Annotated in this window: 14 protein-coding genes; 6 read left to right on the top strand and 8 right to left on the bottom strand. The window is 64.1% G+C overall.

The genetic code is table 11. The features are described from left to right. Positions 1-3: 3 nt before the first annotated feature. From pstB to phoB, 3 genes are read left to right on the top strand one after another with little or no spacing between them, the layout of a single operon-like run. Positions 4-801: a phosphate ABC transporter ATP-binding protein PstB gene (gene pstB, locus AC13CR_RS06905; protein WP_293767663.1), complete on the top strand. Its 798-nt coding sequence runs from the start codon at positions 4-6 to the stop codon at positions 799-801. Between the two features lie 17 nt (positions 802-818). Further along, the gene (gene phoU, locus AC13CR_RS06900; protein WP_414692198.1) at positions 819-1544 is read left to right on the top strand and encodes a phosphate signaling complex protein PhoU; all 726 of its coding nucleotides are present in this window, start codon (positions 819-821) and stop codon (positions 1542-1544) included. A gap of 4 nt (positions 1545-1548) precedes the next feature. Next, on the top strand, positions 1549-2238 hold the full coding sequence (gene phoB / locus AC13CR_RS06895; protein WP_292959161.1) for a phosphate regulon transcriptional regulator PhoB: 690 nt from the start codon (positions 1549-1551) through the stop codon (positions 2236-2238). Here the strand turns inward: phoB and AC13CR_RS06890 are convergent. The 8 genes from AC13CR_RS06890 to AC13CR_RS06855 form a co-directional block, all read right to left on the bottom strand. After that, the gene (locus AC13CR_RS06890; RefSeq protein WP_292959160.1) at positions 2223-3128 is read right to left on the bottom strand and encodes a PfkB family carbohydrate kinase; all 906 of its coding nucleotides are present in this window, start codon (positions 3126-3128) and stop codon (positions 2223-2225) included. The genes phoB and AC13CR_RS06890 overlap by 16 nt on opposite strands. Positions 3129-3238: 110 nt before the next feature. Beyond that, entirely contained in the window at positions 3239-4000 is a 762-nt protein-coding gene (locus AC13CR_RS06885) for a cytochrome c1 (RefSeq protein WP_292959177.1), read from the bottom strand. Between the two features lie 351 nt (positions 4001-4351). Beyond that, positions 4352-5674 (bottom strand): cytochrome b, encoded by a 1323-nt coding sequence (gene petB, locus AC13CR_RS06880; RefSeq protein ID WP_292959159.1) that lies wholly within the window; start codon positions 5672-5674, stop codon positions 4352-4354. A 12-nt stretch (positions 5675-5686) separates the two neighbouring features. Beyond that, on the bottom strand, positions 5687-6250 hold the full coding sequence (petA, locus tag AC13CR_RS06875) for a ubiquinol-cytochrome c reductase iron-sulfur subunit (RefSeq protein WP_292959158.1): 564 nt from the start codon (positions 6248-6250) through the stop codon (positions 5687-5689). Positions 6251-6493: 243 nt separating this feature from the next. Next, complete coding sequence (gene radC / locus AC13CR_RS06870; RefSeq protein ID WP_292959157.1) at positions 6494-7273, bottom strand: RadC family protein; 780 nt, start codon at positions 7271-7273, stop codon at positions 6494-6496. A 51-nt stretch (positions 7274-7324) separates the two neighbouring features. Then, positions 7325-8500, bottom strand: coding sequence for a molecular chaperone DnaJ (gene dnaJ / locus AC13CR_RS06865; protein ID WP_292959156.1), 1176 nt, complete (start codon positions 8498-8500; stop codon positions 7325-7327). 79 nt (positions 8501-8579) lie between these two features. Beyond that, entirely contained in the window at positions 8580-10493 is a 1914-nt protein-coding gene (dnaK, locus tag AC13CR_RS06860) for a molecular chaperone DnaK (RefSeq protein ID WP_292959155.1), read from the bottom strand. A gap of 188 nt (positions 10494-10681) precedes the next feature. After that, positions 10682-11518, bottom strand: coding sequence for an ABC transporter permease (locus AC13CR_RS06855; RefSeq protein ID WP_482900592.1), 837 nt, complete (start codon positions 11516-11518; stop codon positions 10682-10684). A gap of 131 nt (positions 11519-11649) precedes the next feature. On the opposite strand from AC13CR_RS06855, the gene cysQ reads away from it, so the two are divergent. The 3 genes from cysQ (at position 11650) to AC13CR_RS06840 (ending at position 14344) form a co-directional block, all read left to right on the top strand. Next, on the top strand, positions 11650-12447 hold the full coding sequence (gene cysQ / locus AC13CR_RS06850; RefSeq protein ID WP_292959153.1) for a 3'(2'),5'-bisphosphate nucleotidase CysQ: 798 nt from the start codon (positions 11650-11652) through the stop codon (positions 12445-12447). Between the two features lies 1 nt (position 12448). Continuing rightward, entirely contained in the window at positions 12449-13249 is an 801-nt protein-coding gene (locus tag AC13CR_RS06845) for a 3-deoxy-manno-octulosonate cytidylyltransferase (protein ID WP_293014441.1), read from the top strand. A gap of 198 nt (positions 13250-13447) precedes the next feature. Then, entirely contained in the window at positions 13448-14344 is an 897-nt protein-coding gene (locus AC13CR_RS06840; protein WP_292959176.1) for a UTP--glucose-1-phosphate uridylyltransferase, read from the top strand. The last annotated feature ends 2 nt before the right edge of the window (positions 14345-14346 follow it).

The raw sequence follows: 14346 nt of genomic DNA, 5'->3' as shown, positions 1-14346 counted from the left end.
AATATGTACGACACTAACCGCCCGGAGAGTGCAGTGAACCAGTTGAACAACAAGATTTCGGCCAGGGGTGTGCAGGTCTTTTACGGCGATACACATGCCATCAAGGACGTGGATGTCGATATCCTCGACAAGACCGTGACGGCCTTCATCGGCCCCTCGGGTTGCGGCAAGTCGACCTTTTTGCGCTGCATCAACCGGATGAACGACACCATCCCGATCTGCCGCGTCGAAGGCAGGATCACGCTGGACCACGAGGATATCTACGACCGTCGCGTCGATCCGGTGCAATTGCGCGCCAAGGTTGGCATGGTGTTCCAGAAGCCGAACCCGTTTCCCAAATCCATCTACGACAACGTGGCTTACGGGCCGCGCATTCATGGCCTGTCGCGCAACCGCGCCGAACTGGACGAGATCGTGGAACGCAGCCTGCGCGGCGCGGCCCTGTGGAACGAGGTCAAGGACCGGCTTTCCGAACCCGGCACCGGGCTGTCGGGTGGCCAACAGCAGCGCCTGTGCATTGCCCGCGCGGTCGCGACATCGCCCGAGGTGTTGCTGATGGACGAACCCTGTTCGGCGCTGGATCCGATCGCCACGGGCCAGGTCGAGGAGCTGATCGACCAGCTGCGGCAGGAATTCTCGGTCGTGATCGTCACCCATTCGATGCAGCAAGCCGCGCGCGTCAGCCAGAAGACCGCCTTCTTCCACCTCGGCAATCTGGTGGAATATGGCGATACCGACGACATCTTCACCAAACCGCAGGATTCGCGGACCGAGGCCTATATCTCGGGTCGCATCGGCTGACGCCCCAGGAGGATCCCATGATCGACCGCGAAAGACATATCTCATCGGCCTTCGACCGCGATCTCGAAGCGATCCAGGCACAGCTGGTGAAGATGGGCGGGATGGTCGAAAGCGCCATCGCCGACGCCGCCACCGCGCTGGAAAGCCGCGACGAGGAACTGGCCGAACAGGTTCGCGCCCGTGACAAGGCGATCGACGCGCTGGAAGCACAGATCAACGAAGACGCGGCCCGGCTGATCGCCCTGCGCGCGCCGACGGCGACCGATCTGCGCATGGTGCTGGCGGTCATCAAGATCAGCGCGTCGCTGGAACGGGTCGGCGATTATGCCAAGAACATGGCAAAGCGCACCCATGTCCTGTCCCAGATGCCGGCCATCGACGGCGCGGGCTTGGCCCTGCGGCGGATGGCGCAGGCCGTGGATTCGCTGGTCCAGGATGCGCTGGACAGCTATATCCGCCGCGATGCCGACCTGGCCGAGGATGTGCGTCAGCGCGATCTGGAGGTGGATCAGATGTATAACGCGCTGTTTCGCGAATTCCTGACCCACATGATGGAGGATCCGCGCAACATCACGGCCTGCATGCACCTGCATTTCATCGCCAAGAACACCGAGCGGATGGGCGATCACGCGACCTCCATCGCCGAACAGGTGATCTATCTCGTGACCGGGCAATTGCCCGATGAGGCGCGGCCGAAATCCAGCAGCGTTCCGGCCCAGGCCGGCGCGACCAGCGGAGGTTGAGCCGATGAGCCGACAAACCCCCTGTGTTCTGGTGGTCGAGGATGAAGGCGCGCAGCGCGAGGTTCTGCAATACAACCTCGAAGCCGAGGGATTCGACGTGGTCGTCGCCGATAATGGCGAGGACGCGCTGTTGCTGGTGCAGGAGGAACAGCCCGATCTGATGGTGCTGGACTGGATGTTGCCCAGGGTGTCGGGCATCGAGGTCTGCCGTCAGGTCAAGGCCGATCCGGGCACCCGGTCCATCCCGATCATCATGTTGTCGGCCCGCGGCGAGGAAACCGACCGCGTCCGGGGATTGGAGACCGGGGCGGATGATTACGTCGTCAAGCCCTACTCGGTGGTGGAACTGATGGCGCGCCTGCGCACCCAGCTGCGCCGCACCCGTCCGGCGACGATGGGAGAAAGGCTGAGCTTTGCCGATATCATCCTCGATGCGGGCGAACACCGGGTTTTTCGCGCCGGCCAGCCGCTGCATCTGGGTCCGACCGAATTCCGGCTGCTGTCCACGCTGATGGAAAAGCCGGGCCGCGTCTGGACGCGCGAACAGCTTCTGGACCGGGTCTGGGGGCGCGACATCTACGTCGATACCCGCACCATCGACGTTCATGTCGGCCGCCTGCGCAAGGCGCTGATGGTCAATGGCGGCGACAATCCGGTCCGGACGGTGCGCGGCACGGGCTATGCCCTGGGCTGAGACCCGGCAAAGGCCCGTCCGCCGTCGCCGAGAAAATCCAGAACCTCCGCAAGCTGGGGAATTGCGTCGCCCGCGCCCGGCCGGGTGACCTTCAACGCCGCGGCGGCCGAGGCCAGGCGCAGCGCCTCGGCCATGCCGTCGCCGCGATCCAGCGCCGCCGCGACGTAGCCCGCGAAAGTGTCGCCCGCGGCGGTTGTGTCCACCGGGGCCACCGGAAAAGCCTCTTGCACTATGGTCGTTCCGGCTTTCATATCGCGATATTCCGCGCCCTTCGATCCGCGCGTGATCAGCAGGCCTTCGACCGGCAGATCTCCGGGAATGGCGTCGAAAAGCTGCCGCGCCTCGCCCTCGTTCATGGCCAGGATCGACACATGCTCCATCACCGCGCGCACCGCCTCGACCGCGAAGGGCGCGGCGGAATAGATGACCCTTGCGCCGGCCCGCCGGGCAATGCGGGCGGCATCCGTCTGGCCGTTCGTCTCGTTCTGGATCAGCAATGTGTCACGCGGCCCGATCCCGGTCAGAGCGGCGGCGATATCGGCCGCCTTCAGCGCCGTGTTGGCGCCCGGATGGATGACGATCATGTTCTCGGCCCGGGCATCCAGCAGGATGATCGCATGGCCCGTCACCTCGGCGTCCAGCTGCCGGATCGCCGCAGGACAGACGCCGGCATGCCGCAGCCGTTCGATCACCCAGTCGTCGCCGGCCCCGATCGCGCCCAGATGATGTGTCATCGCCCCCGCCCGCGCCGCCGCGATCGACTGGTTCGCGCCCTTGCCGCCAAGGCCAAGCGAATGCCCGGTCGATGCCAGGGTCTCGCCCGGCCCGGGCAAGCGGTCCAGTCGGTAGACGTGGTCGATATTGATCGAGCCCAGATTCCAGATCGCCATGTCGTATCCTCCGTGATGACAAGTCTTGCCGGCGTGCCGCGGCCTGTCCAGTAACGAAAAAACGCGCCCGGTCGGGGCGCGCTTCTTCGGAGTCGAAAGGACCGGGCCGATCAGCCGGGCTGATGCTTGCCCTTGTGGCGCGCCCAAAGTCGCTTGTTGGTCAGATACAGCAGTGCCGTCAGCACGATCAGGAACAGGACCGAGACCAGGCCAACCGCCTTGCGGTCCATCATCTTTGGCTCTGCGGTCCACATCAGAAAGGCCGAGACGTCGCGGGCCATCTGGTCCGCGGTCGCGGGTGTGCCGTCCTCGTAGGTCACGACATCGTCCGAAAGCGGCGGCGGCATCCTGACCCAGCCAGTCGAGAACGCCTTGTTCTGATAGAAGGTGCTGCCGGCCTCTTCCTTGGTCTCGCCGGTATACCCGGTCAGAAGCGCGTGGATATATTCCGGTCCGCCGGCGCCCTTGAACAATTGTTTGATCCCGGTGCCATAGGGTCCGTGAAAACCTGCGCGCGCCTTGGCCATAAGCGACAGATCCGGCCCCATTCCATCGCCGGTGACGGTCGGGAAATTGTCCGTGGGCAATCGCGTCCGCAACTCGCCCGTGTCGGGCTCGGTGATTTCGGTCAGATTGGCGGCATAGGCGCGGACCTGGTCCTCGGGCAGCCCGGGACCGCCCGGGTCAGACAGCGTGCGGATCGGGACGAGTTTCAGGCCGTGGCAGGCCGAACAGACCTCGGTATAGACCTGAAGCCCGCGCTGCAGTTGGAACTGGTCGAACGAGCCGAACGGCCCCTCGAAGCTGAAGGCGATGTCCTCGATCTTGCCGCCCTCGGACAGGGCTTCCTGATTGTCCTCGTTTCCGGCGATCGGTTCGCTGGCCTGCACCACATTTTCATCAGCCGCTGCCGGTGCTGCCGCCGATTCCGTCCCGGCCGGCGTGCCGGCATCGGTTCCGCCGTTGGCCTGCTGCTGAGCAGCAGCCTGCGGGGTCGCGGGCTGGTCCGCGGCCGTCGCACCCGCATCCGCGGCCGTGCCCTTCTCCGGGGTGGCCACGAAGGTGGTGCCGCCCTGGGGCGCGGGCTGGGCCGACTCGGGCTGGTTCATCGGCACCGTCCGGGTGGTCGAGCCGTCCTGCGCCAGCGCGAAGCCGGCCGCAGAGATCGTCAGGGCCGCAACGGCCGTGAGCGTCCTGGTTCTCATGGTCATTCGTGGCTCTCCTTACTCGGCCATGCGCGTGGGTGATTCGTGATGCGCGAGAAAGTCTTCCTCGATCGTGGCCGGCATCGGGTCGGGCTTCTCGATCACGCCCAGAAGCGGCAGGATGATCAGGAAATAGGCGAACCAATAGGCTGCACCGGCCAGCGCGATGAGCGGATAGATCCCCTCGGTCGGACGGGCGCCGACCCAGGTCAGGATGACAAAGTCGGCGGCCAGCATCCAGAACCACCACTTGAACTGCGGCCGGTACCGGCCCGAACGCACCCTGCTGGTGTCCAGCCACGGCACCAGCGCCAGCACCAGAATCGATCCGAACATCGCCAGCACGCCGAAGAACTTGGCGTCGATGATGCGGAAGGACAGGAAGTTGACCAGCTGCACCACCCAGACATCCGAGGTAAAGGCCCGCAGGATGGCGTAGAAGGGCAGGAAGTACCATTCCGGAACGATCTCGGGTGGCGTCACCAGCGGATTCGCCTCGATATAGTTGTCGGGATGGCCCAGGTAGTTCGGCATGAAGCCGACGATCGCGAAGAACACGATCAGCACGACGCCAAGCGCGAACAGATCCTTCATCACGAAATAGGGCCAGAAGGGCAGGGTATCCTTTTCCGCCTCCTGCTTGCTTGACCGCCGCACCTCGATCCCGGTGGGGTTGTTGTTGCCGGTCGTGTGGAAGGCCCAGATATGGACGACCACAAGCGCCGCGATGATGAAGGGCAGCAGATAATGCAGCGAGAAGAAGCGGTTCAGCGTGGCATTGTCCACCGCCGGCCCGCCCAGCAGCCAGGTCTGGATCGTCGGCCCGATGCCGGGAATGGCACCGAACAGGCCGGTGATCACCGTGGCGCCCCAGAACGACATCTGCCCCCAGGGCAGCACGTAGCCCATGAAGGCGGTGGCCATCATGGACAGATAGATCAGCATCCCGATGATCCACGTCACCTCGCGCGGAGCCTTGTAGCTGCCGTAATACAGCCCGCGGAAGATGTGCAGATAGACCGCCAGGAAGAACAGCGACGCGCCGTTGGAATGCAGATAGCGCAGCATATAGCCGCCATTCACGTTGCGCATGATCTTTTCGACGCTGGCAAAGGCCAGATCCACCTGCGGGGTGTAGTGCATCGCCAGCACGATGCCGGTGATGATCTGCAGCGCAAGGCAGAAGGTCAGCACGACACCCCAGATCCACATCCAGTTCAGGTTCCGGGGCGTGGGGATCATCAGCGTGTCATAGAGGATGCTTGCCACCGGAAGTCGGCGGTGCAGCCAGCGCTCGAAGCCCGTTCTGGGCTCGTAAGGATCGTGCGGGATACCGGCCATGTGTTGCCCTCCTCAGCCCAGCTTGACGGTGGTTTCGTTGATGAATTCGGCGATCGGGATCCACAGGTTCTCGGGCGCGGGGCCTTTGCGGATACGCCCGGCGGTGTCGTAATGCGAGCCGTGGCAGGGGCAGAACCAACCGTCGTAATCGCCCGCGTTGTTGCCGATCGGCACGCAGCCCAGATGGGTGCAGACGCCGATCATGACCAGCCATTCGCCGGCTTCGTCCATTGTGCGGTTCTGGTCGGTCGCGGGTTCGACGCCGCCAAGATTGGGGTTCTGCGCGGTCTGATCGATCAGTTCGCTCAACGCGACCGCGCGGCCTTCCTGGATTTCCTTTTCGGTCCGGCGGCGGATGAAGATGGGCTTGCCGCGAAACTTGACCGTCAACTGGGTGCCGGTCTCGACGCCGCTGACATCGACCTGGATCGAGGACAGGGCCTGGACATCGGCCGAGGGGTTCATCTGGTTCACAAGCGTCCAGGTGGCGGCACCGGCGGCCACCGTGCCTGCGCCGGCCGTGGCGTAATAGAGGAAATCCCTCCGGGTGCCGACGTGGTCATCTGCGTGGGACACGGGTCATTCTCCAATTCAGGCCGGAACCCCGGCCGATACGACATTCCGGGCCGCGTCTGATCGCAGCCTCTGCGGGGCGGTTCTAGCCTTCAATTCCGCGTCAGTCCAGCCGTCAAGCCCGCGCAAAAGCGCGCATATCGCCGCATCTGTTGGAATTTTGCCGCGCGCGACCGAAGGCTTGGCGCCCCGCGGCGACAGGCAGCCGCGCCTCCGGCCGGGGTCTCAGCCGGTCGGGGCAGTCGATCACAGCAGCCCCTGCGCCCGAAAGCTGATCTCGCGCGAGCGTCCGATGATCAGGTGATCGTGGACCGTGATGCCCATGGAATCGGCGGCCTGAACCACGCGGGCCGTCATCGTGATATCCGAATCCGAGGGCGTCGGATCGCCAGAGGGATGATTGTGGACGAGGATCAGCGCCGAAGCGTTCAGTTCCAGCGCGCGGCGGATGATCTCTCGCGGATAGACCGGAACATGATCGACCGTGCCGCGCGCCTGTTCCTCGTCGGCAATCAGGACGTTCCTGCGGTCCAGATAGAGGACTCGAAATTGCTCGGTCGGACGATGGGCCATTGCGGTGTGGCAATAATCCAGCAGCGCGTCCCAGCCAGACAGGACAGGCCGGTGCATGATCCTGGCACGGGCCATGCGCTGCGCCGCCGCCTCGACGATCTTCAGTTCGGTGACCACGGCCGGTCCGACACCCTCGACCTGGTGCAAACGCGCCGGTTCGGCGGTCAGTACCCCATTGAAATCCTTGAAAACCTCGATCAGTCGACGAGCAAGAGGTTTCACATCCTGCCGCGGGATGGCGCGGAACAGCACCAGTTCCAGCAATTCGTAATCCGGCATCGCGGCCGCGCCGCCCTGCCGGAAGCGGTCGCGCAGGCGGGCGCGGTGATCGGCCAGGTAAGAGGGCGGCGGGCCGTCCTTTTGACGCAACTCCGCGACCGGCCCCGCCACATCGTCGGCGGCGGGCGAAAACAGAGGCAGCGGCATTTCACCAAAGGCGCGATTCGAATCCATGCCGGCAGAATGGATCGAAGCCGGTGAAAAAAGGGTTAACCGCCGGCCTGATCAACTGGTCATGTCGTCCCAGAAGCCTTTCACCTTGTTGAAGAAGCTCGACGATTGCGGGCTGTTGTCGGCTTTTTCAGATTGGAAGTCGCGCAGCAGGTCCCGCTGTCTCGAGGTCAGGTTGACCGGCGTTTCGACCGTCAGTTCGATCAGCATGTCGCCGGCCTCGCCGCCCGCGCCCGCGCCGTGGCGCAGCGGCGGCATCCCCTTGCCGCGCAGGCGCATCTGGCGGCCGGTCTGACTGCCCGCGGGCACCTTGACCCGCGCACGGCCGCCATCGATGGTCGGCACCTCGACTTCGCCGCCAAGCGCCGCGACGACCATGCTGACCGGAACCTGACAGGCCAGCATCTTGCCATCGCGGACGAAGATGTCGTGTTCCTTCACCTCGATGAAGATATACAGATCGCCCGCGGGGCCGCCGCGCATTCCGGCCTCGCCCTCGCCCGCAAGGCGGATCCGGGTGCCGGTTTCGACCCCGGCCGGGATATTCACCGACAGCGTCCGGTCCTTTTCGATCCGGCCCGCGCCATGACAGGCCTTGCAGGGATTCTTGACGATCTGGCCCTGACCGCCGCAGGTCGGGCAGGTTCGTTCGACGGTGAAAAAGCCCTGCTGGGCGCGCACGCGGCCCATGCCCGAACAGGTCGGGCAGGCGGCGGGCTGTGTCGCCCCTTCGGCGCCCGTTCCCTCACATTCGTCGCAGGCGACCGAGCCGGGAACGGTGATCGTCTTCTGCAGGCCGCGATAGGCTTCTTCCAGCGCGACGCGCAGGTTGTAGCGCAGATCCTGTCCGCGCTGCGCCCGCGACCGGCCACTGCCGGCGCCACCGCCGCCGCGGCGACCCATCATGTCGCCGAAAAGATCCTCGAACACATCTGCGAAGGCCGAGCCGAAATCGCCGGGATGAGCGCCGCCCCCGCCACCGCCGCGACCGCCAAAACCGCCATTTTCGAAGGCCTGATGACCGAACCGGTCATAGGCGGCCTTTTTCTGGCCGTCCTTCAGGCAATCATAGGCCTCGTTCACCTCCTTGAAGCGCGCTTCGGCCTGACCGTCATTCTTGTTGCGGTCGGGGTGCAGCTCTTTCGCCTTGCGGCGATAAGCCTTCTTGATTTCTTCATCCGAGGCCCCGCGCGTGACCCCCAGAACCTCGTAAAAGCAACGCTTCGCCATATCTCGTCCTGTCTCCTGATCCCTGAAACACAAGTCCGGCCCGCGCGAACGCGGGCCGGATCAGGGAGGCGGCCCCGGATCAGCCGCGCTTCTTGTCGTCGCCGAGATCCTCGAAATCGGCGTCAACGATGTCTTCATCGGCGGCACGCGGCGAATCGTCCGCGCTCTCGGCCTCGTCCGGGGTCTGCTGCGACTTGTAGATCGCCTCGCCCAGCTTCATCGACGCATCCATGACGTTCTGGATGCCCGACTTGACCTTGCCGGCATCGTCGGACTTCACGGCCTCTTCCAGTGCGCCGATAGCCAGTTCGATCGCCTCGACGGTCGATTCGTCCACCTTGTCACCGTGCTCTTCCAGCGACTTGCGGGTCGAGTGGATCAGGCTTTCGGCCTGGTTCTTGGCCTCGACCAGTTCGCGACGGCCCTTGTCGGCCTCGGCGTTCTGTTCGGCATCCTTCACCATCCGCTCGATATCCTCGTCGGACAGACCGCCCGAGGCCTGGATGGTGATGTTCTGCTCCTTGCCGGTGCCCTTGTCCTTGGCGCTGACCGAGACGATGCCATTGGCGTCGATGTCGAACGTCACCTCGATCTGGGGCATTCCGCGCGGCGCCGGCGGGATGTCCTCGAGGTTGAACTGACCCAGCAGCTTGTTGTCGGCCGCCATCTCGCGTTCGCCCTGGAACACCCGAATCGTCACCGCGTTCTGGTTGTCCTCGGCGGTCGAGAAGATCTGGCTCTTCTTGGTCGGGATCGTGGTGTTGCGATCGATCAGTCGGGTGAAGACCCCGCCCAGTGTCTCGATCCCCAGCGACAGCGGCGTCACGTCCAGCAGAACCACATCCTTGACGTCGCCTTGCAGCACGCCGGCCTGGATCGCGGCGCCCAGGGCCACGACCTCGTCGGGGTTGACGCCCTTGTGCGGTTCCTTGCCGAAGAAATCGGTGACTTCCTGGATGACCTTGGGCATCCGGGTCATGCCGCCGACCAGGACGATCTCGTCGATCTCGCCCTTGGAGACGCCGGCATCCTTCAGCGCATCGGCGACCGGTTTCATCGTTCGCTTGATCAGATCGCCGACCAGCGATTCCAGCTTGGCCCGGCTCAGCTTCATGACCATGTGCAGCGGCGTGCCGCTGTCCTTGTCCATGCTGATGAAGGGCTGGTTGATCTCGGTCTGGCTGGAGCTGGACAGCTCGATCTTGGCTTTCTCGGCGGCCTCCTTCAGCCGCTGAAGGGCCATCTTGTCCCTGGTCAGATCGACGCCGTGCTCTTTCTTGAATTCGTCGGCGAGGTAGTTGACGATGCGCATGTCGAAATCTTCGCCGCCCAGGAACGTGTCCCCGTTGGTCGATTTCACCTCGAACAGGCCGTCGTCGATTTCCAGGATGGTGATGTCGAAGGTGCCGCCGCCGAGGTCATAGACCGCGATCGTCTTGCTTTCCTTCTTGTCCAGACCATAGGCCAGCGCGGCCGCGGTCGGTTCGTTGATAATGCGCAGGACTTCCAGGCCCGCGATCTTGCCGGCGTCCTTGGTGGCCTGACGCTGGGCGTCGTTGAAATAGGCCGGAACCGTGATGACGGCCTGCGTGACCTCTTCGCCCAGATAGGATTCGGCGGTCTCCTTCATCTTCTGAAGGATCATCGCGCTGACCTGCGCCGGGGAATATTTCTCGCCCTTCACCTCGACCCAGGCGTCACCATTGCCGCCATCCACGATGGAATAGGGAACCAGCTTCTTGTCCTTCTCGACGGCCTCATCGCCGATGCGACGGCCGATCAGACGCTTGACCGCGAAAACGGTGTTGGTGGGGTTGGTCACGGCCTGGCGCTTGGCGGATTGGCCGACAAGCCGCTCGCCATCGGTAAAGCCGACGATCGAGGGCGTGGTACGCGCGCCTTCGCTGTTCTCGATGACCTTGGGCTGACTGCCATCCATGATGGCGACGCAGCTGTTGGTCGTGCCAAGGTCGATGCCGATAACTTTGGACATGTGTTTCTAACCTCTCTTGCGGCGATATCCGTGAGCCTCGGGTCCGTTATGGCCCCCGCGGCCCGATCCCGTTTCGTTGCGGCAACCGGCCGCAGCCGGGTGCTTCGGGGCTGTATATAGGGTTGCTTTTCCGGCCCGCAAGCATCCGCGACACGCAATTTGCACGGGAATTCGACCGGTTCCGGCCGCTAGCCCAGCGACCAGCTGGCCGATTGATACTTGCGCGTGGTAAAGTTGATCAGCAGGCCGATCATGAAGACCGCCAGCGTGAACCACAGCGCGTAGGTCTGGCTGGTCTTCATCGGCGTGTAGTTGATGAAGACATATCCGCGTTCCTGGTCGATGGCGTGAAAAAGCGGGTTCCACCAGAAGTAGGGCAGCATGAAATTCGGCAGCACGTTGGCCACGAACATCTTGCCCGAGGCGAACATGTTGACGCGCTGATACAGGGTCGATGCGACGCCCGCGAATCGGGGCAGCCACGGCTTGATCGACAGGAACACCAGGCCGACCGCGCCGCCCGACATCCAGGCCACCAGAAGCATGGCCAGCGCGCCGACCGGACGCTCGATCTCGATCGGGGACAGCAGCACGTGATAGAACCACAAGATGGTGATGATGCTGATGATCTGGCGATACAGCACCGTCAGAGCGGCCGCCGCGATCAGCACCGCCTGGTTCAAGGGCTCGTGTTTCAGCAATGCGCCTGCCCCGCCTGCCGTGGAGACGGCGTTGACCGCCCGGACATGGGTCATGAACAGGAAGATTCCCGACATCAGATAAAGCATGAAATCGCCGCGAAGGGGCGAGGTGCGGACACCGACGACAAGGAAGATCAGCACGAAGGCCGCCATGAAGACAATGGCCTGGACGATGGTCATCAGCAGGCCGATGATGGCGTTGCGCTGTTCGTTGCGCAGATTGTAGACCGTCTGGTGATAGATCAGCGCCAGCGTGCCGCCGGCGGCCTGAAGCATGTTGCGGTTCTGTCGCTGAACGAACACCTTCGGGTCATGCTCCGTCATGAGGGGCGCGGCGCGCGGACAGTTTCGCCGACAGGCGCTTGCCCTGCCGGGTTTGCGCGATCATAAGAAGTCAGGCAGGTCCGGGCAATCGGCATGACCGGTCGAAAGGCCCGCTTTCGAAGGGAATCTGGATGCAATTTGATCTGTTGACCAGCGAAATGCGCCGTCTCGCCTTGCAGGCCGGAGCGAAGATCATGGAAATCTACGAAGCCGAGAATTTCGCCGTGCGCTCGAAATCGGACGATTCACCCGTGACCGAGGCCGACGAGGCCGCGGATGCGCTGATCTCGGCCGGTCTGCGCAGGGCGTTTCCGGACATCCCGGTCGTGACCGAGGAACAGGCCGCCACCCATGAACAGACGGCGCCGAGCTTCCTGATCGTCGATCCCCTGGACGGGACCAAGGAATTCGTGCAACGGCGCGGCGATTTCACCGTCAATATCGCCTATGTCCAGGACGGCATTCCGGTGCGCGGGGTCGTCTATGCCCCCGCCAAGGGGCGTCTGTTCTACACCACCGGCGACGGCCGGTCTGTCGAGGAACGCGGGCCCTTCGGCGAAAGTCCCGGCGCGACCGAGCCAGTCGGCGTCAACCCGACGCCGGACAATCGCGGTCTGATGGTGGTGGCCTCGAAATCGCATCGCGACGCGGCAACGGACAATTACATCGCCCGATACGCGCTGCGCGACATGACCAGCGCCGGATCGTCGCTGAAATTCTGTCTCGTGGCGACAGGCGAGGCGGATCTCTATCCGCGGCTGGGTCGGACGATGGAATGGGACACGGCGGCGGGCGACGCGGTGCTGCGCGGCGCCGGCGGCGAGGTGGTGCGTTTCGACGATCACACGCCGCTGGTCTATGGCAAACCCGGTTTTGAAAATCCGTTCTTCGTCGCCTTCGCGCCCGGCGTGCTGCTGGTCAAGGACTGAGATGTCGGTCGTCATCGTCATCCCGGCCCGCTTCGCCTCGACCCGCTATCCGGGCAAGCCGTTGGCCGAACTGACCGGTGCTTCGGGCCGCGCGCGCAGCCTGATCCGGCGCAGTTGGGATGCCGCCCGCGCCGTCGGCGGCATCGACCGCGTGGTTGTCGCCACCGATGACGACCGCATACGGGTCCATGCGGAGGGCTTCGGCGCCGAGGTGGTGATGACCGCCCCGGCCTGTCGCAACGGCACCGAACGCTGCGCCGAGGCGGTCGCGACGATGGGCATCTCGCCCGAGATCGTCGTCAACCTGCAGGGCGACGCGCCGCTGACCCCCGCCTGGTTTGTCGAGGAACTGGTCGCGGGCCTGCGCGCGGCCCCGCGATCCGATGTCGCGACGCCGGTGCTGCGCTGTTCGGGGCGGATGCGGGCCGAACTGATCGCCGATCGCCATGCCGGTCGCGTCGGCGGCACCACCGCCGTCTTCGGGCACGACATGCAGGCGCTGTATTTCTCGAAAGAGGTCATTCCTTTCGCGTCGGATGATCTCGGGCCCGATGCACCCAGTCCGGTCTTTCATCATGTCGGCGTCTACGCCTATCGCCCCGGCGCGCTGGCAGCCTATCCCGGATGGGACGAGGGTCGGCTGGAAAAGCTGGAAGGGCTGGAGCAGTTGCGTTTTCTGGAACGCGGCAGACAGATCCTGTGCGTCGAGGTGCAGGCGCGCGGCCGGCAATTCTGGGAACTCAACAACCCCCAGGACGTTTCGCGGTTGGAACGGATGATGTCCGATATGAAGATCGACTAGGCCGGGTCCGCCGGTTCGGGCCCGGGAACCCGGCAAGTGGCGGAAATGCGTCGAATGCGCACCGATGTCTTGGCGAGCCCTTGCCCGGGTTGCTAGGATGGACAGGTGTTGATGCTTGTGATTCCCCGGTGAAGTTGTCAGGTGCTGCTCAGGTCGGCGCGATGTCCGGCACAGTCTGAAGGAAAAGGTGCGATGGCGATGAAGCGTAAGGTGACCAAGGCGATTTTCCCGGTGGCGGGGCTGGGAACGCGCTTCTTGCCGGCAACCAAGAGCATCCCCAAGGAAATCATGACCCTGGTGGACCGGCCGTTGATCCAGTACGCGATCGACGAGGCTCGGGCCGCGGGCATTACCGAATTCATCTTCGTGACCTCTCGCGGGAAGGGCGCGCTGGAAGATTATTTCGATCATGCCCACGAACTGGAATCGAGCCTGAAGAAGGCGGGCAAGAATCATCTTCTGGACCTTCTGCGCACGACCAACATGGAATCGGGCGCCATCGCCTATATCCGTCAGCACAAGGCGCTTGGCCTCGGCCACGCGGTCTGGTGCGCACGCCGCCTTCTGGCCGATGATGAACCCTTCGCGGTGATCCTGACCGACGACGTCATCATGGGCGAACCGCCCTGCCTGCAGCAGATGATCGAGGCCTATGGCGAGACCGGCGGCAGCATGGTCGCCACGATGGAGGTCGCGCCCGAAAAAGCCGCGTCCTACGGCGTGCTTGATGTCAGCGAGGACATGGGCGCCATCGTCAAGGTGCGCGGCATGGTCGAAAAGCCGACCCCGGAGACCGCGCCATCGAACCTTGCGGTCATCGGGCGCTATATCCTTGCGCCGACGGTGATGCAGAACCTCAACAAGCTGAAGGCCGGTTCCGGCGGCGAGATCCAGCTGACCGACGCCATCGCTGATGAAATCGAAGCCGGGCGCGGCGTCTACGGTTTGCGATTCCGCGGCCAGCGGTTCGATTGCGGCTCGAAAGCGGGCTTCCTGCAGGCCACCGTCGCCTTCGGTCTGGACCGGGATGAGCTGAAAGAGGAATTCGCGGAATATCTGCACGACGTCATGTCGATGCGCCGCGCGGCGGAGTGACC

It is taken from the genome of Paracoccus sp. L-17, assembly GCF_056857655.1.
This window is presented reverse-complemented; position numbering and strand designations above follow the sequence as displayed.

What these genes read in the sequence shown, in the direction of transcription:
- pstB (WP_293767663.1), top strand. Translation starts at nt 4, where the DNA reads ATGTACGACACTAACCGCCCGGAGAGTGCAGTGAACCAGTTGAACAAC.
- phoU (WP_414692198.1), top strand. Translation starts at nt 819, where the DNA reads ATGATCGACCGCGAAAGACATATCTCATCGGCCTTCGACCGCGATCTC.
- phoB (WP_292959161.1), top strand. Translation starts at nt 1,549, where the DNA reads ATGAGCCGACAAACCCCCTGTGTTCTGGTGGTCGAGGATGAAGGCGCG.
- AC13CR_RS06890 (WP_292959160.1), bottom strand. Translation starts at nt 3,128, where the DNA reads ATGGCGATCTGGAATCTGGGCTCGATCAATATCGACCACGTCTACCGA.
- petB (WP_292959159.1), bottom strand. Translation starts at nt 5,674, where the DNA reads ATGGCCGGTATCCCGCACGATCCTTACGAGCCCAGAACGGGCTTCGAG.
- radC (WP_292959157.1), bottom strand. Translation starts at nt 7,273, where the DNA reads ATGGATTCGAATCGCGCCTTTGGTGAAATGCCGCTGCCTCTGTTTTCG.
- dnaJ (WP_292959156.1), bottom strand. Translation starts at nt 8,500, where the DNA reads ATGGCGAAGCGTTGCTTTTACGAGGTTCTGGGGGTCACGCGCGGGGCC.
- dnaK (WP_292959155.1), bottom strand. Translation starts at nt 10,493, where the DNA reads ATGTCCAAAGTTATCGGCATCGACCTTGGCACGACCAACAGCTGCGTC.
- AC13CR_RS06855 (WP_482900592.1), bottom strand. Translation starts at nt 11,518, where the DNA reads ATGACGGAGCATGACCCGAAGGTGTTCGTTCAGCGACAGAACCGCAAC.
- cysQ (WP_292959153.1), top strand. Translation starts at nt 11,650, where the DNA reads ATGCAATTTGATCTGTTGACCAGCGAAATGCGCCGTCTCGCCTTGCAG.
- AC13CR_RS06845 (WP_293014441.1), top strand. Translation starts at nt 12,449, where the DNA reads ATGTCGGTCGTCATCGTCATCCCGGCCCGCTTCGCCTCGACCCGCTAT.
- AC13CR_RS06840 (WP_292959176.1), top strand. Translation starts at nt 13,448, where the DNA reads ATGAAGCGTAAGGTGACCAAGGCGATTTTCCCGGTGGCGGGGCTGGGA.